Below are 19,835 nucleotides of genomic sequence, written 5' to 3'. Positions count from 1 at the left end.
GACCCGCCCGTGCCGGACCGTCCGGCCCCCGCCCGGGGCCCGCGGTCCCTGCCGAGGGAAGGAGACGCCGCGATGGCACCACGCCTGGGTGACAGCGAGATCTTGAAGTGCTCGTTCTGCTCGAAGTCGCAACGGCAGGTGCGCAAGCTCATCGCCGGTCCGGCCAACGTCTACATCTGCGACGAGTGCATCGACCTCTGCAACGAGATCATCGAAGAGGAGTTCGCGGAGGAGGCCGACGTCGCCTGGGAGGACCTCCCCAAACCCAAGGAGGTCGTGGAGTTCCTCGACCAGTGGGTCATCGGGCAGGACCACGCCAAGCGCTCCCTCGCCGTGGCGGTGTACAACCACTACAAACGCGTCCAGCTCGACGAACTGGGCTCGCTGCGCGGCGGCGAGCACGTCGAGCTCCAGAAGTCCAACATCCTCATGGTCGGCCCCACCGGCTCGGGCAAGACCCATCTGGCCCAGACCCTCGCGCGGATGCTCGACGTCCCGTTCGCGATCGCCGACGCCACGGCCCTGACCGAGGCCGGGTACGTGGGCGAGGACGTGGAGAACATCCTCCTCAAGCTCATCCAGGCCGCCGACTTCGACGTCAAGCGCGCCGAGACCGGCATCATCTACATCGACGAGATCGACAAGGCCGGACGCAAGGCCGACAACCCCTCGATCACGCGCGACGTATCAGGTGAGGGCGTGCAGCAGGCGCTCCTGAAGATCCTCGAAGGCACCCTCGCGTCGGTGCCGCCGCAGGGCGGGCGCAAGCACCCGCAGCAGGAGCACATCCAGATCGACACCACGAACATCCTCTTCATCTGCGGCGGCGCGTTCGCCGGGATCGAGGAGATCATCAAGAGCCGCGTCGGCAAGCGCACGGTCGGCTTCACCGCCCACCTCCAGGACGCCGAGAACGCCGACGACGCGATCGTGTCCCAGGTCATGCCCGACGACCTGCTCAAATACGGGCTCATCCCCGAGATGGTCGGGCGCCTGCCGATCCTGACCACCGTCGACCACCTCGACGAGGCCGCGCTGCTGCGCATCCTCACCGAACCCAAGAACGCCCTGGTCAAGCAGTATCAGCGGCTCCTCGAACTCGACGGCGTCGAGCTCGTGTTCGCCGAGGACGCGCTCGACCCGATCGTGGAGTCCGCGCTGCTGCGCGGCACCGGCGCGAGAGGCCTGCGGGCCATCATGGAGGAGGTCCTCCAGCCGGTCATGTTCGAGATCCCCTCGCGCGCCGACGAGGTGGCGAGGGTCGAGATCACCGCTGACGTGGTGCGGCGCAACGTCAACCCCACACTCATCCCCAGGACCAAGTCGAGCCCCAGGCGCGCTGCGCGCCCCAGGCGCGAGAAGTCGGCCTGAGGGCCTCAGTCCTCTTTGGGCTCGTCGCGCAGACGCCGGTCGATGTCCCGCAGGAAGTCGGGGTCGTCGTCGGGGGCCACCGGGCCGCGGGGGCTGCGGGGACCGCCCGATGAGCCGGGGCGGCCGCTGCCGGGCTGCGGGCGCGGCGGACGCGCCCTGCCGACCGAGAACCAGAGGATGCCGCCCACCACGGGGACGATCACGATGATGAGCACCCACCAGGCGCGGGACAGCTTCCTGGGGGCGTGCTCGCCGCCGAGGCAATCTGCGACCGCGGCGATCACCAGCGCCAGGTGGGCGAGGAACAGAAACACGAACGCGCGGACCATAGGTCCAATCATGCCTGGCCGCCGCGCCTCGTACAACAACGGCACAGGTGGTTACTCGAAAGTAACTTCGTAGGATATAGTTCGGCCCAGGACTCTGGGCCGGCGCAGAGCCCGGCCGCGCGGCCGGACACCGCGCCACCGGACCGTCGCTGGCCAGTACAGCGCCGTCAACAGCAGTGTCGCCAAGAACGACCTCGGAGGTTGTCTATGAACATCGTGGTTCTGGTCAAGCAGGTCCCCGACTCGGGGCTCGCGAGACGGCTGGACGCCCAGTTGCGGGTCGACCGCAACGGCGCCAACAACGTCATGGGGGAGCTCGACGAATACGCCGTCGAAGCCGCCCTCCAGCTCAAAGAGGCCCACGGCGGCGAGGTCACCGTGCTCACCCTCGGACCGGGCCAGGCGACCGAAACCGTGCGCAAGGCCCTCGGGATGGGCGCCGACAAGGCCGTCCACATCGAAGACGACGCCGTCGGCGGCTCCGACGCGCTCACCACCTCCCAGATCCTCGCCGCGGCCCTCGGCCGCCTCGAATGGGACCTCGTGATCGCCGGTGCCGAGTCCACCGACTCCAACATGGGCGTCATGCCCCAGCTCCTGGCCGCCCGCACCGGCCGCCCCGCCCTCACCGGCGCGCGCAAGATCGACCTCGACGGCGCCAAGATCACCGTCGAACACCAGCGCACCAACGGATACGACGTGCTCAGCGCCGACCTTCCGGCCATCGTTTCGGTGTGGGACACCATCAACACCCCGCGCTACCCGTCGCTCAAGGGCATCATGGCCGCCAAGCGCAAGAAGGTCGAGACGCTCACGCTCGCCGACCTCGGCGTCACCGAGGCCGGCGCCGCCGCCGCGACCAACGAGGTCGTCGGCGCGGCCGACCGCCCCGAGCGCACCGCCGGGCAGATCGTCACCGATGAGGGCCAGGGCGGCAGCGCGCTCGCCGAATTCCTCGCCGCCGAGAAGTTCATCTAAGGGGACCGCCATGACCGACATCCTTGTGTACGTACCGAACTCCGGCAAGCTTGCCGCCGAGGTCCTCACCCTCGCCCGCTCCCTCGGCGACGTCACCGCCGTGGCCTTCGACGACGCCGCCGCCTCCCTCGCGGGCGAGTACGGCGCCGCGAAGGTCCTCCGCGTCGACGGCGACGGCGTCGACGACTACTTCGTCGACCCCAAGGCCACCGTCCTCACCGACCTGGCCCGCACCGCCTCGCCCGACTTCTTCCTGCTCCCGAGCACCGACGAGGGCAAGGCGCTGGCCGCGCGCGTGGCCGTGGCGCTCGACAACGGGCTGCTCACCGACGTGTCGGGCCTTGAGGCCGATGGGACCGCGACGCAGGACGCGTTCGCGGGCGCGACCGTGGTGAAGTCCAAGGCCACCAAGGGTTTCACGCTCGCGACCGTGAAGCAGGGCTCGACCGAGCCGGCTCCGGCCCCGGGTTCGCCCGCGGTCGAGAACGTGGCCGCGACGGTGGCCGACGCCGACCGGCGCGTCAAGGTCGAGCAGCGCGTGGACGAGCCCGCGGGGGACCGGCCGGGTCTGGCCGAGGCCGGCGTGGTCGTCTCGGGCGGGCGCGGCGTGGGCTCTGCGGAGGACTTCGCGCTCATCGAGAAGGTCGCCGACTCGCTCGGCGGCGCGGTCGGCGCCTCGCGCGCCGCGACCGACGCGGGGTATTACCCGCACAAGTTCCAGGTGGGCCAGACCGGCACGACCGTGAGCCCGCAGCTGTATGTGGCGGCGGGGATCTCGGGCGCGATCCAGCACCGCGCGGGGATGCAGACCTCGCGCGTGATCGTGGCCGTGAACAAGGACGCGGACGCGCCGATCTTCGGCATGGCCGACTTCGGCGTGGTCGGCGACCTGTTCCAGGTCCTGCCGCAGGCGCTCGAAGAGATCGAGAAGCGCAAGTAGCGAAGTGGACGTGTGGCCCGGCCGCCGAAGGCGGCCGGGCCACACGTCTGCCGTGGCGGCGGCGTCTTGCGGGATTCGGGCGGGTGGCCTGATGCTCGCGACCGGGTTGCGAGTGTGACTCGGGTTCCTCACCGCCCCCGGTTTTCATGATGGCGCGAGGGTGCGACATTGGCCCAGGCTCGGCCCGACCGGCCCGACCGGCTCGGCCCGGCCGGGCGCGGCGCGGCCAGCGGGGTTCGCGATGGGCTCGGCGCGATCGGGGCGCCATTGCGAGCGCCGGGCGCAGCTCGGCCCGCCGGCTTTGCGGCGGTGCTCGCCGCGATCGGGGCGCCTTTGTGAGCGGGGCTCGGGTTCGCTGTCGCCCCCGGTTTTCATGATCGCGCGGGGGTGCGACATGTAGGTCTGGCGTTGTCGGTGTTGCGAGTGGGGCTCTCGTCTTGGGTGGGGTGTCACTTGGTCGTAACACGCGTGAGTTAGGCTTCGAGGGCCTCTCGTTATATGAAACCTACAGATGTTGTTGGAGGATTCCATCATGGCCGCCCCAGCTGCCGCGATCTCTGCGCCCGGCGTGCTCGCCGATCTTCTGCCGGCTTCGACTCGGGCGCGTGCGGTCGCCCGTGACGCCGTGCTCGTGCTCGGCGGCGCGGCCGCCGTCGGCGCCTCCGCTCAGGTCGCGATCACCGTGCCGCAGATCAGCCCGGTGCCGTTCGTGCTCACCACGTTCACCGTGCTCCTCCTCGGCGCCGCCTACGGCCCCTTGCGCGCGGGCCTGACCCTCGCGCTCTACCTCGTCGCCGGCATGGCCGGGGTCCCGTGGTTCACCGAGGGCGCCTCCGGGTTCGGGTTCCCGAGCTTCGGCTACATCATCGGCTTCCTGGTCGCCGGCGTGGCCGTCGGCTGGCTGGCCGGGCGCGGCGGAGACCGCACCGTGCTCAAGACCGCCGGGCTCATGGTCCTCGGCAACGTCATCATGTACGCCTTCGGCACCCCCTACCTCGCCTACGCCACCGGCGTGGGCGCCGCGCAGGCCGTCGAATGGGGCATCACCCCCTACCTGATCGGCGACGCGATCAAGCTCGTCTTCGCCGCCCTGCTCCTGCCGGGCGCGTGGTGGGCGGTCAACAAGTTCCGCTCCCAGGACTGAGGCAGCGCGAAGAGCCCCACCGGACTCCGGTGGGGCTCTTCTCATCTCGCCCTTAAGACGCGTCCCAGCCGATGCCCAGCGCACCCGGGCGCGGCACCGGCTCGGCCAGCGCGATCGTGCGGCTCGGACCCAGTTGCAGGTCCCCGGTCTCGCGCTTCTCGCGCTGGAGACTCGACTGCGCGAACCGGTACACCCGCTTGGGCACCGCGTCGGCCGCGAAGCGCACCTGGAGCGAGTACTGGTCCACCGGGTACCGGAACGCGTTCCCGTGGCCGGTCGACACGCCCCCGTTGCCCTGCACCACGATCTCGAACAGGTGCGTCGCGCCCTTCGGCAGCGGCGTGTCGAACACGATCTCGGCCAAGGCGACCGGCGCCTCGTCGTGGCGCAGCACGCTCGGCACCGTGCAGTCGCGGACCGGTTTGAACTCGATGTCGTCGATGTCGCAGCCCTCGTCGCCCCGGTACAGCAGGATGTACCGGTCGACGTCGTCCCGCCTGGCCCGCACCAGCATCGACAGCTCCATCAGCGACTCCTGCCACTGCGAGTCGACATGGACGATGACCTGCTGGCTCAAGATGTCCAGCGTGTGCTCGCGAGAGGCGGGGACCTGGTCGCACAGCTCCCGGACCGCGTCGCCGCCCAGCACCGCGTCAGGCCTCGGCAGCTGCCCGCGGATCGACCGGGGCCCCCGGGCCCGCTTGGGGCCCAGCAGCACCCGCAGCGCCCCCGGCGGGAGTTCGAGGAGGTCTTCGAGGGCGGTGACGGCCGCGAGGGATTCCGCGCGCTCGGGGCGCGAGCGCCCCGACTGCCAGTAGCTCAGGCTCGTGGTCGAGACCGTGATGCCGCGCATCGCGAGGCGATGGCGGATGCGGTCCAGTCCGAGCCCGCTGGTCTGGATGGCCACGCGCAGGGCAGTGTGGAATGGCCCAGTGCGAAGCGCTTCTTCGAGCTCGGGCGTCATCGGCACACACTTTCTCTCGACCGCGAGCTCACTTGGAACGCGGTCTCGGGGGGCAGTGAATCCCCGACCCGGAAAGGTAGGAGGATTCGTCAGATTCTAACGCGGCGGCACCATCGAGCTGCACGGCGACGTGCAGGTACCGGTGTTCGCGGTCCCACGGAGCGGAACCCGGCCGCCCGCCGCCGCTGCGGGAGGGAGTGAGCCGCGCCGCGCCGTAGACTGGAACGGTCATGGCCTATCTCGATCACGCCGCCACCACGCCGATGCTCCCCGAGGCGCTCGACGCCTATGTGCGGACCGCTCGCGCCCTCGGCAACGCCTCGTCCCTCCACGGTTCCGGGCGCGCCGCCCGCCGCACCGTCGAGGAAGCCCGTGAACGCGTCGCCGAAGCCCTCGGCACCAAACCCGGCGAGGTCATCTTCACCGGTTCGGGCACCGAGGCCGACAACCTCGCCGTCAAGGGCCTGCACTGGGACCGCCGCACCGAGCAGCGCAACCGGGTGGTCACCACCGCGATCGAGCACCACGCCGTGGCCGACGCCGTGTGCTGGCTCGGCGACCACGAGAAGGCCGACGTCACCGAACTGCCCGTCGACAAACTCGGCCGCGTCGACCTGGCCGCCCTCGCCGCCGTCCTCGACGAGCACGCCGCCGAGATCACGGTCCTGACCTGCATGTGGGCCAACAACGAGGTCGGGACCCTGCAACCGGTCCGCGAGATCGCCGACCTGGTCGCCCCCTACGGCATCCCCGTCCACACCGACGCGATCCAGGCCGTGGGCCACGTCCCGGTCGACTTCGCCGCCTCCGGGGCCGCCGCGCTGGCGCTCTCGGGCCACAAGCTCGGCGGGCCCACCGGCACGGGCGCGCTGCTGCTGCGCCGCGACGTCAAGGCCACCCCGCTGCTCCACGGCGGTGGCCAGGAACGCGAGATCCGCTCCGGGACGCTCGACGTGCCCGGCATCGCCTCGCTCGCCGAGGCCGTGCTCCACGCCGTGCGCACGCAACAGACCGAAGCGCAGCGCCTCGCGGCCCTGCGCGACGACCTCGTGGCCCGCCTCCAAGCCGCAGTGCCGGACGCGATCTACAACGGCGACCCCGAACAGCGCCTGCCCGGCAACGCCCACTTCTCCTTCCCCGGCTGCGAGGGCGACGCACTCCTGATGCTCCTGGACGCCGCCGGTGTCGAATGCGCCACAGGCTCGGCGTGCTCGGCCGGGATCGCCCAGCCCTCCCACGTGCTGCTCGCGATGGGCGCCGACGCCGAGGACGCCCGCTCCTCCCTGCGGTTCACGCTCGGCTGGCCCACCACCGGGGCCGACATCGACGCCCTCGTGGCGGCCCTCCCCGAAGCCGTCGAGCGCGCCAAGACCGCCGGATTCAGCTAGGTTCCGCTGGTTATGGTTGAAGGCGTGAAACTGCGAGTACTGGCCGCCATGAGCGGCGGAGTCGACTCGGCCGTCGCCGCCGCCCGGGCCGTCGAGGCCGGGCACGACGTCACCGGCGTCCACCTGGCGCTGTCCAAGAACCCCCAGACCTACCGGACCGGGGCCCGCGGCTGCTGCACCATCGAGGACTCCCGCGACGCGCGCCGCGCCGCCGACGTCATCGGCATCCCCTTCTACGTGTGGGACATGGCCGAACGCTTCCACGAGGACGTGGTGGAGGACTTCTACGCCGAGTACGCCAACGGGCGCACCCCCAACCCGTGCCTGCGCTGCAACGAGAAGATCAAGTTCGCCGCCGTCCTCGACCGCGCGATGGCCCTCGGCTTCGACGCCGTCGCCACCGGCCACTACGCCCGCAAAGGCGAGGACGGGCTCCTGCGCCGCGCCGTCGACCCCGGCAAGGACCAGTCGTACGTGCTCGCCGTGCTCAACCCGGCCCAGCTCGCGCACTCGATCTTCCCGCTCGGCGACACCCCCAAGGACCAGGTCCGCGTCGAGGCCGAGGAGCGCGGCCTCGCCGTGGCCCGCAAGCCCGACAGCCACGACATCTGCTTCATCGCCGACGGCGACACCTCCGGGTTCCTCAAGAACAAGCTCGGCTCCAAGGACGGCGAGATCGTCGACGCCGCCACCGGCGAAGTCCTCGGCAGCCACGACGGCTCCCACCAGTTCACCGTCGGCCAGCGCCACGGCCTGGGCCTCAAGCGCCCCGCCGCCGACGGCAAGCCGCGCTATGTCCTCTCCATCACGCCGGTGGACAACCGCGTCCAGGTCGGCCCCCGCGAAGCGCTCCGCGTCGACCGCATCCAGACCGGCGCCCCCGTGTGGCTCGCGCCCGAGCGGACCGGTGAGTTCGAGGCCGAGGTCCAGCTCCGCGCCCACGGCGAGGTCTACCCCGCCACGGTCAGCGCGGGCGAGGACGGCCTCACCGCGCGCCTCCACAAGCCCGCCTACGGCGTTGCCGCAGGTCAAGCCCTCGTCGTCTACGACCCCGAGTCCGAACGCGGCGACGCGGTCCTCGCCTCGGGCACGATCGACGCGACCTCGGCCGTCGAGGCCGCGGGTGTCTGACCTGCCCTCGGGTGTCGCCACCGGGATCGGGTCGCTGCCCGGGACCGACATCGGCGAGGCCGCAGGCGTGGTCTTCGGGGAACTCCCCGAATGGCCCCACCTGCCCGAACTCCCCGCCCGCGGGCTCGGCTCGGACCTGATCGGCCGCGGCGCGGGCCTGCTCGAAGGACTGCCCGTGCAGTGGTGGGCCTTCCGCTGGGAGATCGCCGACCTGGCCGGGATCGACGCCCGCCGCGCCGCCGACTTCCTCGAACGCGACCTCGACGCGCTCCTCGAAGTCGACGCCTCCGGTCCCGTGCGCCTGAACGCGGTAGGCCCGTTCACGCTGGCCGCGAACCTGTGGCGGCGCACCGGCGGCGCGATGCTCGCCGATCCCGGCGCGGTCGCCGACCTGACCGCCTCGCTCGCCGAAGGCTTGCGCAATCACCTCGCGGCGGCCCAGGCCCGGATGCCGAAGGCCTGCCTGTCGATCCAGCTCGACGAGCCGAGCCTGCCCGCCGCGCTCGCGGGACGGGTGAACACCGAGTCGGGGCTCGACTTCTACCGGCGCGTCCCGGTCGAGGTCGCCCGCGACCGCCTCCGCGAGCTCACCGAAGCCCTCGGCGTCCCGGTCGTGGTCCACTGCTGCGCCCCCGACGTGCCCGTGGGGCTCCTTCAAGAGGCCGGTGTCGGCGCGGTCGCGATCGACCTGACGCTCCTCGACCTCGACGACGTGCCGCGGATGGACGCCCTGGGGGAGTACCTCGACGGCGGCGGCCGTCTCATCGCCGGGGTCGTGCCCGCGATCGGGCAGCCCAGGCCGGGCCTGGACAAGGAGGCCGCCGACCGCGTCCTGAGCCTGTGGCACCGCCTCGGGTTCAGCCCCGACCTGCTCCCGCAGCGGGTGAGCGTGTCGCCGACCTGCGGCATGGCCGGGGCGAGCCCCGACTACTCGCGGGCCGCGATGGAGGCGTGCCGCGAGGCCGCGAAACGCCTCCACGGCTAACGCGCGGTCGCGTGCACGGGTGCTACCCCCCGACCTTCTGATCCGGAGTCAGATCTTCGGCCGATGCCGCCTGCGCGGCAGGCGGTCACGCCGCGCATGGTGGACCCGCAGGTCCCGAGCCGCGCGACCTGCCGGTGTTGCGTTTCCCTCCGCGACTGCGGTCACGCGTCGTTCGGCGTGGTCCCCGCGCGCTCGTGCCATTCCGTGGTGGAGTTGAGGAACGGGAACGGCTCCTCGGGGACCGGCAGGTCCAGCGCCTCGCACAGCGGGCCCCAGCCCGCGCCGGTCGTGAACTCGACCAGGCGATTCGACGGGATCGCCTCGCGCACCCGCTCGTGGTACCGCTCGTACGCGGCCCTCATACCCCCCACATCGGATCTCGGGACGCCTTCGAAGCACCGCGCCCACAGCGCGTCGATCATCTCCGACCACGTCTCGGTGGCGAAGCTCGCGTCGTCGATGCCGGTGAAGATCGTGTTCGTGCAGCTCTTCCACCACGTGTCGAAGCCGTCGCGGCGCGAGAGGACCATGATCGCGTCCGGGTAGCGCTCGGCGAGCTCGACGTGGAAGGCCGAGGCCGGCCAGTCGACCGCCGCCGCGTACCCCTCGAAGATCCCATCCCAGTCCGCGCGGCCCTCCTTCGCCGCGGCCAGGAACGCGGGCGGGTCGGTCTCCAGGCGGCCGAAGACCTCCACCATGTGGTGGCACGGCTCGCCCAGGAGGGTCTCCAGGGCGCTCTTGAGGGTCATCGTCCCGGTGCGCGGGAGGCCCGCGCCGATCACTCGAAGCATGTAACGATGTTACGAATGCGTTACGCGCACAGGCAAATCCATCGCCGCGCGCGTCCAGTCCAGGTGTACGAAAGCGCGGCGGCGTGGCGGCCCGCGAGGACCGCCGCGCCGCCGTCGCTCAGGACACGTACAGTTCCCACGTCTGGTCGACCAGATCGGCCGCCACCAGTTCGGCCTCGGCGGCGGGGCCCGCGTCGCCGAAGTACACCGAGACCACGAGTTCGTTGAGCGCGACCGCGTACTCGTACTCACCGCCCGAGGCGCTCACCGCCGTGTAACCGGCGGTGGTCTCGCTGTCGAGCGGCGCGACCTCGTAGACGCCGCTCTCGGCCTGCTTCGCCCGCATGGCCTCCACGCCGTCGACCGCGGCGTCGTACGAAGGCCACAGGTAGACCTCGATCATCAGGTACCGGCTGCCGGGCCCGTAGTACCCGCAGTGCAGCACCGGGCCGCCGGTCTCGGGCGAGTTCGGCTCGGCGTATTGCGCCATGGAGTCGTTCTCGACGCCGCGGTCGCCCTTCGCGGAGGTCCCGAAGAACTCGGTCACCTCGACCAGGTTGTACGCGGCGCACATGTCCCCGCGGAAGAACTCGGCGGTCGCCGGGTCGGCCGTCCATGGCTCGACCGGGCTCGTCGACGCGGCCGGGGTCGCGGGTTCCTCCGCGGTGGCCGGTTCGTCAGGCTCTTCAAGCGAACCGAACCGCTCGTCCTCGGTCCGGTACTCGCCGGCGAAGCAGGCCCCAGGTTCCGGTTCAGGGAACTCGTCCTCGAGGCCGCGGGCCTGTTGGTAGCCCCAGTTCCAGGCCAGCGCCTCGCGCTCGTCCCAGTCGAACTCGGACCGCCAGCACGAGCGCTGCTCTTCGGACAGCGCCATCAGCGCGGGCGCCGCGTCGGCCGACAGACTGCTCAGGTACCCGTAGTCGAGCTCGTGGTCGTGCTCGATGTTGTACCGGGCGATGAGCGCGTCGGGGTTGGCCGCGGCCAGGCCCAGCAGCACCACCGCGCCCGAGGCGAGGACCCCGCGCGGGAGCCAGCCCGCGCGGAGCTTCCAGCAGCACACCAGGACCAGGACGAACAGCACCGCCAGCCAGATCTCCACGGTGAACACCCACACCCGCAGGCGGGTGAGCCCGTACGTGTCGAAGTAGACCGCCATGCGATACGAGGCCGAGGCCACGACCACCAGCGACATGAGCGCGAGCGCGCCGAGCAGGACGCGGACCGTCCAGCGGTCGGCCTTGGCGCGCTTGGGCGCGAGCCAGCCCGCGAAAGCGAGCACGACGAGCGCGAGCACCGCCACGAAACTCAACTGCCAGAAGCCCTTGCGCGCGTACTCGGCGAAGGTGAGCCCCGCGGTCTCCATGACGTACGCCTCGCCGCCGAAGAACACCCGCGCCTGCACCACGATGAACGCCGCGAACAGGAGGTTCAACGCGGCCAACGGGATAGCGATCTCCATGCGCGAGATCTCGCGCGGCGCGGACGGGTTGTCCGAGTCGAACCTAGGCTTCGCGACCGCCATGTACGCCCATAGCAGGACCAGCACGAACAGGGCCGCGGCGAGCAGGAGCCGCAGGAAGATCTCGACCGGGTCGAGCTCGGGGAGCAGCTGCGAGGCCAGGCGCGCGAACGTGTCGTCGGCGGCGGCGAACAGGCCACCGAACACGATGAGGAGCCCGACGGTGATCCCGGCGATCCGCAGGTTGCGGACGGTGTCGGCGCGCTTTCCCTCGCGGCGTCGGCCGCTGCGCCCCAGCCATCCGAAGCTCGCGGCGAGGCCTTCGAGCCAGCCGAAGCACAACGTGATGACGGTCCCGCCGATGCGCCGCTGCGGCGCGAGCACGACCGGGGTGAGCACGAACGCGGTGAACGCGCACAGGGCCACGACCCAGCCCGCGTCTCGCACGGCCGCGACCGACCACAGCAACGCCACGAGCACTGCGCCCGGCAACCGAGGCACGAGGTCAGAGCGCGGACCCGTCGCGAGCGGCACGGCGACGAGCGCGATCCCGGTGAGCGCCAGGCCGATCCCGACTCCCTGAGGGTGGAACGCCGCCCAGGCCCCGAACAGTGCGGTGAACGCGACGAGCAGCACGACCGTCTGCGAGGCCGAGAGCGCGGGCCGGTGCCAACGGAGGTTGGGCGGGATCATGCGCGGGGGAGCGGCCGCGTAATACGGCCGAGGCCCATGACCCTGCGGCATGTGATGGGGAGGCGGGGGCCCGTACTTCGGCGGAGGCCGATGCGGCACCCCGGCCTGCACATACGGCCCGGCCTGCGCAGGAGCGGGCTCGATCTGCGATCGGGCGGGTTCGACCTGCGACGAATCCGGTTCGCCTTGCGGCGCAACGGAGTCCGGTCGGTCGGGCTCGCGATCGCCCGAGCCGCGCGGTGAGCCCGGCGGCGAAGCGGGTTCGGCGTTCGGCTCGCCTGCGTCGACACCACGAGCGTTCGGCTGCGGCGGGATGCCGCTCGCCTCGGCGGCGTCGTTGTGCGTGCCGTTCGCGTCCGGTTGCGCCGCACCCGGGCTCGCCTCGTTCTCGCCCTGCGAGTCGGCCAGTGGGCCCGCTTGGTGTGGTGGTGTGGGAGTCGGCGCCTCGCCGGGGGCTTCGTGCCCCTCGGCGGCCTCTGATCGCGCCGGAACTGGATCTTGGGGGTCGCTCATGGAAGAGCCCCTTCTCATCGGAGGGAGTGCGAGAATAACCCCTTGCCGCCAGCGATGGACTTTCCCCTGTGGAGGTTTCTCGCATTCCTGGTGGGAATTTCGCCCACAGTGGCGCAATTCCCTCCCGTTCGTGAGAACACCCACGTCACGCAACCTTATGGTTCACTGTGCGTGTGGCAGCGCATGACGACGACGGCCCCGGTGCCCTCGGCAACCGGCTCAACTGGCTTCGCGCGGGCGTGCTCGGGGCGAACGACGGGATCGTCTCCACCGCGGGCATCGTCATCGGCGTCGCCGGGGCCACCGCCGACCGCACCGCGATCCTCGTGGCGGGCCTCGCCGGACTCGTGGCCGGGGCGCTCTCGATGGCCGGAGGCGAGTACACCTCGGTCTCGACCCAGCGCGACACCGAAGCGAGCGTGGTCGAATCCGAGCGGCGCGAACTCTCCGAGGACCCCCAGGGCGCCGAAGACGAACTCGCTCAGAACCTCCAGGAGCGCGGCCTCTCCGCGGCCACCGCGCGAACCGCCGCCCGCGAACTCTCCGCCGCCGACCCGCTCCACGCCCACACCGCCGTCGAATTCGGACTCGACCCCGACGAACTCACCAACCCCTGGCACGCCGCGATCTCTTCCTTCATCGCCTTCACCTGCGGCGCACTGCTGCCGCTCCTGGCGATCACGCTGCTGCCCGAGTCCGTCCGGGTCATCGGCTGCGCCGTCGCCGTGGTCGCCGCGCTGGCGGTGACCGGCTACGTCTCGGCCCGCCTCGGCGGCGCACCCCGCGCCCGCGCCACCATCCGCGTCATGGCAGTCGGCGCGGCCACAATGGCCGTCACCTACGCCCTCGGCACCGCCTTCGACATCGCCACCGGTTGAGGGGCCATCGGCTGACTCACTCCGCGGTGAGGTGCTCCACCGGCATCGTCAAGTAGCGGTCGATGGTGGGGCCGATCGTCACCGCGAGTTCTTCGGCGCCGAGTGAGGCGACCGGTTCGAGTTTGAGGATGTACCTGGTCACGACCAGGCCGAAGATCTGCGAGCCCACGAACCCGGCGCGGACGGGGATGTGGTCGACCTTGTCGCCCAAGGTGGCCTCGATGGTCTTGACGATGCGGTGCTCGAAGAGGTTTCGCAGCACGAACGCCATCGCCGGTTTCGAGAGGCTGGTGCGGACCATCGCGAGGAGCTTGTCCTGGTGCGGGCCGTCCCAGATCGCCACGAACGCGTGCATGAGCCGCCCGCCCGCGCCTTCGATCTCGCCGCCTTCGAGGACCGAGGCGACCTCGGGGGCCGGGTCGAAGGGGATCTCGATGGCGGCCATGAACAGGTCGTCCTTGGAACCGAAGTAGTGGTGGATCAGGGAAGGGTCCACCCCGGCCTCGGCCGCGATGCGCCGCATCGAGATCGACCCGTACCCCTCGGCCGCGAACAGGGAACGGGCGGCGGCCAGGATCTCGGCCCTCGTGTCCGGGTTGCCCGACCGCCGTCCGCTTCGTTTGGTTCTCGCCACACCGAAACCCTAGTTGGTGCGCCGCCGCAGGGTCGCCGCTCCGAGCACGGTTGCGACGACGACCGCACCGAACACGATCGCGAGGTCGCCCCACATCGCGTCGGTGACCTCCGCGTTGGTCCGCACCTCGGTGAGCGCCTTGACCGCGTACGTGAGCGGCAGCGCGTCCGAGACCCCTTGCAGCCACCCGGCCATCTGGTCGGCGGGCCAGATCAGGCCGCACAGGAACAGCTGCGGGATCACGAACACCGGCATGAACTGGATCGCCTGGAACTCGGTGGTCGCGAACGCGGACACGAACAGCCCCAAGGCCATCCCCAGCAGCGCGGTGACGATGCAGATGAGGAACACCGCCCACGTCGGCCCAGCGGTCTCCAGGCCGAGGAACGCGAAGGCCACGGTGGCCGCCACCGCGGTCTGGGCCGCCGCGGCCGTGCCGAACGCGATCCCATAGCCCACCACCAGGTCGAGTTTCCCTGTGGGCGTGGTCATGAGGCGTTCGAGCGTGCCGCCGGTGCGCTCGCGCAGCAGCGTGATCGAGGTGATCATGAACATGAGCATGAACGGGAACGCGGCCAGCAGGATGAGGCCGACCTGGGCGAACACCTGCGGCGCGTCGTCCATGATGGCGCTGATCAAAGCGATGATCAGCGCGGGCACGGCCAGGATCAGCCCTACGGTGCGGTGGTCGCCCAGTAGCTGCCGGAGAATGCGCCCGGCGGTGATGAACGTGATGCGGACCGACACGGCTACTCGCCTCCTTCGAGTTCGCGGATGAGGTGCAGGAACGCGGCTTCGAGGTTTGCGGCCCGAGTCGAGGCGCGCAGCTGGGCGGGCGTGTCGTCGGCGATGAACCGGCCCTCGCGAAGCAGCAGGAGCCGGTCGCAGCGGTCGGCCTCGTCCATCACGTGGCTGGAGACCAGCAGCGTGGCCCCGCCCGCGGCGAGGTCCCTGAACTGGTCCCAAAGTTCCTCGCGGATCACCGGGTCCAGGCCCACCGTGGGCTCGTCGAGCACGAGCACTTCGGGTTCGATGACCAGCGCGCACGCGAGCGAGGTGCGGGTCTTCTGCCCGCCGGAGAGGTTCCCGGCCAGCTTGTTGGCGTGGTCGCCCATGCCGACGCGCTCGATCGCGCGCATCGCCTCGTGCTTGTCGCGCCCGTAGAGCGCGGCGAAATAGGCCACGTTGGCCTTCACCGAGAGGTCGCGGTAGATCGAGGCGTCCTGGGTGACGTAGGCGACGCGGCGGCGCAGCGGCTTCGACCCGGCCGGGTGGCCGAGCACGTTCACCGTGCCGCCCTTGACCTTCTGGGTGCCGACGACGGCGCGGATGAACGTGGTCTTGCCCGAGCCCGAGGGCCCGAGCAGTCCGGTGACCGACCCGGCGGCGATCTCGGTGTCGACGCCTCTGAGCACGGGGTTCCCGCCGCGGTCGACCACGAGTCCCGCGACCGAGATCGCGGCTTTCGGGGTGGGTGGCATGATCGCCTCCAATAATTCAACGACTGATGAATTCAACATACCATGAATTTCTGACCTGGCGTGGAACCCATGCGTGTCGCCTCAGTGAACACAGAAATCCGGCCGCGCGTCTGGAGGCACGCGGCCGGATCGACTCGGAGAAAGACTCGGTTACAGCGCCCCGGCGCTCCAAGGGCCCCAGATCGCGACCGTGCGACCCGGATCGTCGGCGCCCCACAGGTTCGCGAACAGCACCTTCCCGTCAGGAGAGAACACCGCGCCGCCCAGGTCGCCGCCCGCGACCTTCGCGAACGCGAACACCTCGCCCTCGCGCGTCATGCCCCGCAGCGCTGGCAGGCCCCGCCCGGTGTCCTCGCACAGGATCAGGCTCCCGCCCGGCGAGACCGCCATGCCCTGCGGGAACGACAGCAGCGACGCGTCAGGGGACTCGAACACCAGCTTCAACGTGCCGCCGCCGTGCCCCCGCGGCCGGTACTCCCACAACTGGCCCTCGCCCTCGTCGCCGCCCGAGACCGCCGCCAGGTACACCGCGCCGTCGGCGTAGAAGCACCCGGTCAGCCGCCCGAACACCGCCGCGCCCCGCGCCCAGCCCTGGTTGAACACCGCGAGCGGATCGTCCTCTGCCGCGGCCGGATCGGGCTCGGCGACGTCCACCCACTCGACGTACACGCCCCGCTCGGGGCGCTGGTTCACGCGCGTGTCCACATTCCACTCGCCCGCGACCTTGAGCATCTGGAGCCGCCCGCCCTCGGCCAGGTCCCCCGGCACCTCGGGCACGAACCGGTAGCACCCGGCCGTGGGCTGGTCCTCCGCCAGGTACACCGTGCCCGAACGCGGGTCCACCGCCACGTCGCCGTGCGCGAAGCGGCCCATCGACTTGAGCGGCAACGCCTCAGCCTCGCCGTCCTCGGCCGAGGGCACCTCGAACACGTAGCCGTGGGCCGCGCCCCAGCCCGCGCCGGTCCCCGCGCAGGTCGCCTCCGCGGCGAGCCACGAACCCCACGGCGTCGGCCCGCCAGCGCCCGAACCCACTACGCCCGACAGCGACTGCCAGGCCTCCTCGAAATGCGGCTCGCCGTCGCGCCAGACGATCCCGAGCGTGGTGGTCCCGCCCGCGCCGAGCGCGTCGTAGCGTCCCTCCGGGCTGCCGCTCGGCGACCCCGCGCCGGGACGGCCCCGCTCGCCGTGCCCGCGCACCAGCCGCCACTCGCCGCGCCGCCCGGTCGGGAAGCAAGCCATGCCGCCGTGCGAGGCGGGCACCGAGCCGCCGTCGCGCATCGCCGAACCGGCCGCGGAGAACACCGCGAAGTCGAAACCCTCAGGGAGCCACATCGTCTGCTCGCGGCCCGAGACCGCGTCCGAGCGCACGACCTCGCGCAGCGCGCCGTAGCCGCCGGACCGCACCCGGTCCCGCTCGCCGTCCCGCGCCGCCGCGGCGCGGGCCGCGAGGCCCTCCATCGCCGCGATCGCGAAGCGGTCGACACCCGAAGGGCCGCGCCGCAGGAAGCTCCGGCGGTTCGAGCCGCCGGTCGTCAAAGTCGCCAAAGCCTGGGCTCCTTGCTGTGCCGCCGCGCGGACCGCTGCGTCCGCGGCGGAGAGGGGGCGTTGCGGGCAGTACGCGCTGATCCTCCCGGCCGCAGTGGAGCCCCGGGGAATCACAAGGTGAACGGAAGGTGACCGCTTGTGCAACCCTGGCCCCGGACGGGATCCTCCGGCCTCCCCGAAACGTCGGACCCAGCTGACACAATGGGGCCGTGAGCACGACTGACGCAGGCGACACCGCCGGACCCGACCGCACCGCAGGTCCCCTCGACACCGACAGGCTGACGGACCTGAGCTTCGACGACGCCCGCGAACGGCACGCCGACCTCAGCGTCGAGATCACCGGGCACCGCCGCCGCTACTACGAGGACGACGCACCCACCGTCTCCGACAGCCAGTTCGACGACCTCATGCACGAACTGGTCGACATCGAGACCCGCTACCCCGAGCTCAAGAACGCCGACTCGCCCACCGAGCAGGTCGGCACCTTCTCCGAGGCCTTCGCCCCCGTGGTCCACCTGGAGAAGATGCTCAGCCTCCAGGACGTGTTCAGCCTCGACGAGGTCCAGGCCTGGGCCGACCGCATCACCGCCGAAGTCCCCGACGAGCCCTACCTCTGCGAGGTCAAGATCGACGGCCTCGCCGTCGACCTCGTCTACGAGAACGGCCGCCTCGTCCGCGCCGCCACCCGCGGCGACGGCACCACCGGCGAAGACGTCACCGCCAACGTGGCCACCATCGGCGTCATCCCGCAGCGCCTGACCGCCGCCGACGGCTTCCCCGTACCCGCGCTCCTCGAAGTCCGCGGCGAGGTCTACTTCCCGACCGCCGACTTCAAGCGCCTCAACGAGACCCAGGTCGCGGCCGGGAAAGCCCCGTTCGCCAACCCGCGCAACGCCGCCGCCGGGTCCCTGCGCCAGAAGGACCCGGAGAAGACCGCCGAACGCCCCCTGAGCTTCATCGCCCACGGCCTCGGCGCGCTCGACGGCTTCGCGCCCGAGTCCCAATCCCACTCCTACGCCGCGATCAAGGCCTGGGGCCTGCCCACCAGTCCCTACTGGCGCGTCGTCGCCACCATCAAAGAGGTCTTCGAGTACATCGCCGAATTCGGCGAGCAGCGGCACACCCTCGTCCACGAGATCGACGGCGTGGTCGTAAAGATCGACGACATCGCGGTGCAGCGCCGCCTCGGCGCGACCTCCCGCACCCCCCGCTGGGCCGTCGCGTTCAAATTCCCGCCCGAGGAGGTCAACACCAAGCTCCTCGACATCAAGGTCTCCATCGGACGCACCGGCCGCGCCACCCCCTACGCCGTGCTCGACCCCGTCCGCGTCGCCGGGTCCGAAGTCGAGTTCGCGACCCTCCACAACGCCGACCAGGTGGCCGCCAAGGGCGTCATGATCGGCGACACCGTCGTGGTCCGCAAAGCGGGCGACGTGATCCCCGAGATCGTCGCCCCCGTCGTGGCCGCCCGCACCGGCTCCGAGACCGCGTTCACCATGCCCGAGCGCTGCCCCGAATGCGACTCGGTGCTCGCCCCCGCCGCCGAAGGCGACATCGACCTGCGCTGCCCCAACGCCCGCTCCTGCCCCGGGCAGCTGCGCGAACGCCTCGCGTTCGCCACCGGCCGCTCGTGCTTCGACGTCGACCGCATGGGCTACATCGCCTGCGCCGCCCTCGTCCAGCCCCTCGAACCGGCCCAGCCCGTCCTCACCGACGAAGGCGGCGTGTTCGACCTGAAGATGGACGAGCTGCTCCCGATCCGCGTGGTCGTGCGCGACCCCGACTCCGGGCTCCCCAAGATCGACGAGAAGACCCAAAAGCAGAAGGTCGTCACCCCCTTCGCCCGCCAGGCCGACAAGAAGACCGGCGAGATCCTGCCCCGCAAGAACGCCGAGGAGATGCTCCAGAACCTCGAAGCGGCCAAGGCCCAGCCTCTGTGGCGCGTGGTCAACGCCCTCTCGATCCGCCACGTCGGCCCCGTCTCGGCGCAGGCCCTCGCCGAGCACTTCCGCGACCTCGACCGCATCGCCGAGGCCGGCGAAGAGGAGATGGCCGCCGTCGACGGCGTCGGCCCCACCATCGCCGCCGCCATCAAGGACTGGTTCGCCGTCGACTGGCACCGCGAGATCGTCGAGCGCTGGCGCGCGGCCGGGGTGCGCATGCGCGACGAGGAGCCCGACCCCTCCGAGGCGCTGCCGCAGACCCTCGACGGCCTCACCGTGGTCATCACCGGCGGCATCCCCGGCTACACCCGCGAGGGCGCGGCCGCGGCGGTCAAGGCCCGCGGCGGCAAGACCACCTCCTCGGTCTCCAAGAAGACCGGCGCGGTGGTCGCGGGGGACAAGCCGGGGTCGAAATACGACAAGGCGGTGCAACTGGGCGTCCCGATCGTCACCGGGGAGGGCTTCGAGGCCTTCCTGACCGAAGGCCTGCCCGAGCCCGAACCGGCCGCCGAACCCGAGGAGTCCTGACGTCGCGGGCCGCCAGGCGACGGGAGCGAACCAGAATGATCACAACTCGGTAACGATCCGTATTCCGGGGCGGGGGGACCCTCGTTAGTTCAGGGCAGAGTCTTCTCGTGAGTGTTGAGCGATGTGTCTCGGGCCCGGTT

The 19,835-nt window shown here is 71.1% G+C and carries 17 protein-coding genes; 9 read left to right on the top strand and 8 right to left on the bottom strand.

Annotation, left to right across the window (positions count from 1 at the left end):
* Positions 1-72: 72 nt before the first annotated feature.
* A complete protein-coding gene (clpX, locus tag AB0B28_RS12185; RefSeq protein ID WP_360119995.1) occupies positions 73-1,371 on the top strand; it encodes an ATP-dependent Clp protease ATP-binding subunit ClpX in 1,299 nt (432 codons plus the stop codon).
* A gap of 5 nt (positions 1,372-1,376) precedes the next feature.
* Here the strand turns inward: clpX and AB0B28_RS12180 are convergent, their stop codons facing one another.
* Positions 1,377-1,700 carry a PLDc N-terminal domain-containing protein gene (locus tag AB0B28_RS12180; protein WP_360119994.1) on the bottom strand — a complete coding sequence of 108 codons (324 nt, stop codon included), beginning with the start codon at positions 1,698-1,700 and terminating at the stop codon, positions 1,377-1,379.
* A 207-nt stretch (positions 1,701-1,907) separates the two neighbouring features.
* Between AB0B28_RS12180 and AB0B28_RS12175 the strand changes: the two genes are divergently transcribed.
* From AB0B28_RS12175 to AB0B28_RS12165, 3 genes are all read left to right on the top strand, one after another.
* Complete coding sequence (locus tag AB0B28_RS12175) at positions 1,908-2,678, top strand: electron transfer flavoprotein subunit beta/FixA family protein (protein ID WP_360119993.1); 771 nt, start codon at positions 1,908-1,910, stop codon at positions 2,676-2,678.
* Between the two features lie 10 nt (positions 2,679-2,688).
* Positions 2,689-3,618, top strand: a complete 930-nt coding sequence (locus AB0B28_RS12170) for an electron transfer flavoprotein subunit alpha/FixB family protein (RefSeq protein ID WP_360119992.1) — start codon at positions 2,689-2,691, stop codon at positions 3,616-3,618.
* Positions 3,619-4,150: 532 nt separating this feature from the next.
* The gene (locus AB0B28_RS12165; protein WP_360119991.1) at positions 4,151-4,762 is read left to right on the top strand and encodes a biotin transporter BioY; all 612 of its coding nucleotides are present in this window, start codon (positions 4,151-4,153) and stop codon (positions 4,760-4,762) included.
* Between the two features lie 52 nt (positions 4,763-4,814).
* On the opposite strand, the gene AB0B28_RS12160 is transcribed toward AB0B28_RS12165, so the two are convergent.
* Positions 4,815-5,669 carry a hypothetical protein gene (locus AB0B28_RS12160; RefSeq protein WP_360119990.1) on the bottom strand — a complete coding sequence of 285 codons (855 nt, stop codon included), beginning with the start codon at positions 5,667-5,669 and terminating at the stop codon, positions 4,815-4,817.
* Between the two features lie 287 nt (positions 5,670-5,956).
* On the opposite strand from AB0B28_RS12160, the gene AB0B28_RS12155 reads away from it, so the two are divergent.
* From AB0B28_RS12155 to AB0B28_RS12145, 3 genes are read left to right on the top strand one after another with little or no spacing between them, the layout of a single operon-like run.
* Positions 5,957-7,114 (top strand): cysteine desulfurase family protein, encoded by a 1,158-nt coding sequence (locus AB0B28_RS12155; protein WP_360119989.1) that lies wholly within the window; start codon positions 5,957-5,959, stop codon positions 7,112-7,114.
* A gap of 30 nt (positions 7,115-7,144) precedes the next feature.
* On the top strand, positions 7,145-8,245 hold the full coding sequence (gene mnmA, locus AB0B28_RS12150; RefSeq protein ID WP_360120065.1) for a tRNA 2-thiouridine(34) synthase MnmA: 1,101 nt from the start codon (positions 7,145-7,147) through the stop codon (positions 8,243-8,245).
* Positions 8,238-9,230 carry a methionine synthase gene (locus tag AB0B28_RS12145; protein WP_360119988.1) on the top strand — a complete coding sequence of 331 codons (993 nt, stop codon included), beginning with the start codon at positions 8,238-8,240 and terminating at the stop codon, positions 9,228-9,230. Before mnmA ends, AB0B28_RS12145 begins: the two co-directional genes overlap by 8 nt.
* A gap of 161 nt (positions 9,231-9,391) precedes the next feature.
* On the opposite strand, the gene AB0B28_RS12140 is transcribed toward AB0B28_RS12145, so the two are convergent.
* Together AB0B28_RS12140 and AB0B28_RS12135 are read right to left on the bottom strand one after the other, a co-directional pair.
* Positions 9,392-10,021: a sulfotransferase family protein gene (locus AB0B28_RS12140; protein WP_360119987.1), complete on the bottom strand. Its 630-nt coding sequence runs from the start codon at positions 10,019-10,021 to the stop codon at positions 9,392-9,394.
* Positions 10,022-10,139: 118 nt separating this feature from the next.
* A complete protein-coding gene (locus tag AB0B28_RS12135) occupies positions 10,140-12,686 on the bottom strand; it encodes a DUF4153 domain-containing protein (protein WP_360119986.1) in 2,547 nt (848 codons plus the stop codon).
* A 173-nt stretch (positions 12,687-12,859) separates the two neighbouring features.
* Here AB0B28_RS12135 and AB0B28_RS12130 point away from each other — a divergent pair, with 173 nt between their 5' ends.
* Positions 12,860-13,564, top strand: coding sequence for a VIT family protein (locus AB0B28_RS12130; protein WP_360119985.1), 705 nt, complete (start codon positions 12,860-12,862; stop codon positions 13,562-13,564).
* A 16-nt stretch (positions 13,565-13,580) separates the two neighbouring features.
* Here AB0B28_RS12130 and AB0B28_RS12125 read toward each other — a convergent pair whose 3' ends face one another.
* The 4 genes from AB0B28_RS12125 to AB0B28_RS12110 all read right to left on the bottom strand — a co-directional run bounded on the left by AB0B28_RS12125 (position 13,581) and on the right by AB0B28_RS12110 (position 17,224).
* The gene (locus AB0B28_RS12125; RefSeq protein WP_360119984.1) at positions 13,581-14,198 is read right to left on the bottom strand and encodes a TetR family transcriptional regulator; all 618 of its coding nucleotides are present in this window, start codon (positions 14,196-14,198) and stop codon (positions 13,581-13,583) included.
* A gap of 9 nt (positions 14,199-14,207) precedes the next feature.
* A complete protein-coding gene (locus AB0B28_RS12120) occupies positions 14,208-14,945 on the bottom strand; it encodes an ABC transporter permease (protein ID WP_360119983.1) in 738 nt (245 codons plus the stop codon).
* Between the two features lie 2 nt (positions 14,946-14,947).
* Positions 14,948-15,718, bottom strand: a complete 771-nt coding sequence (locus AB0B28_RS12115) for an ABC transporter ATP-binding protein (RefSeq protein ID WP_360119982.1) — start codon at positions 15,716-15,718, stop codon at positions 14,948-14,950.
* Positions 15,719-15,829: 111 nt separating this feature from the next.
* Positions 15,830-17,224: an alkaline phosphatase PhoX gene (locus AB0B28_RS12110; protein ID WP_360119981.1), complete on the bottom strand. Its 1,395-nt coding sequence runs from the start codon at positions 17,222-17,224 to the stop codon at positions 15,830-15,832.
* Positions 17,225-17,502: 278 nt separating this feature from the next.
* On the opposite strand from AB0B28_RS12110, the gene ligA reads away from it, so the two are divergent.
* A complete protein-coding gene (gene ligA, locus AB0B28_RS12105; protein WP_360120064.1) occupies positions 17,503-19,695 on the top strand; it encodes an NAD-dependent DNA ligase LigA in 2,193 nt (730 codons plus the stop codon).
* The last annotated feature ends 140 nt before the right edge of the window (positions 19,696-19,835 follow it).

The sequence above is a fragment of the Glycomyces sp. NPDC046736 genome (assembly GCF_040645615.1).
Classification (GTDB): domain Bacteria; phylum Actinomycetota; class Actinomycetes; order Mycobacteriales; family Micromonosporaceae; genus Glycomyces.
Note: the sequence above shows the minus strand (reverse complement) of the source record. Positions and strands in the feature narration are given on the sequence as shown.

Excerpts from the sequence above, each read along its gene's own strand:
- AB0B28_RS12135 (WP_360119986.1), bottom strand. The coding sequence starts at position 12,686 with ATGAGCGACCCCCAAGATCCAGTTCCGGCGCGATCAGAGGCCGCCGAG.
- AB0B28_RS12115 (WP_360119982.1), bottom strand. The coding sequence starts at position 15,718 with ATGTTGAATTCATCAGTCGTTGAATTATTGGAGGCGATCATGCCACCC.
- AB0B28_RS12165 (WP_360119991.1), top strand. The coding sequence starts at position 4,151 with ATGGCCGCCCCAGCTGCCGCGATCTCTGCGCCCGGCGTGCTCGCCGAT.
- AB0B28_RS12170 (WP_360119992.1), top strand. The coding sequence starts at position 2,689 with ATGACCGACATCCTTGTGTACGTACCGAACTCCGGCAAGCTTGCCGCC.
- AB0B28_RS12180 (WP_360119994.1), bottom strand. The coding sequence starts at position 1,700 with ATGGTCCGCGCGTTCGTGTTTCTGTTCCTCGCCCACCTGGCGCTGGTG.
- AB0B28_RS12175 (WP_360119993.1), top strand. The coding sequence starts at position 1,908 with ATGAACATCGTGGTTCTGGTCAAGCAGGTCCCCGACTCGGGGCTCGCG.
- AB0B28_RS12155 (WP_360119989.1), top strand. The coding sequence starts at position 5,957 with ATGGCCTATCTCGATCACGCCGCCACCACGCCGATGCTCCCCGAGGCG.
- AB0B28_RS12140 (WP_360119987.1), bottom strand. The coding sequence starts at position 10,021 with ATGCTTCGAGTGATCGGCGCGGGCCTCCCGCGCACCGGGACGATGACC.
- clpX (WP_360119995.1), top strand. The coding sequence starts at position 73 with ATGGCACCACGCCTGGGTGACAGCGAGATCTTGAAGTGCTCGTTCTGC.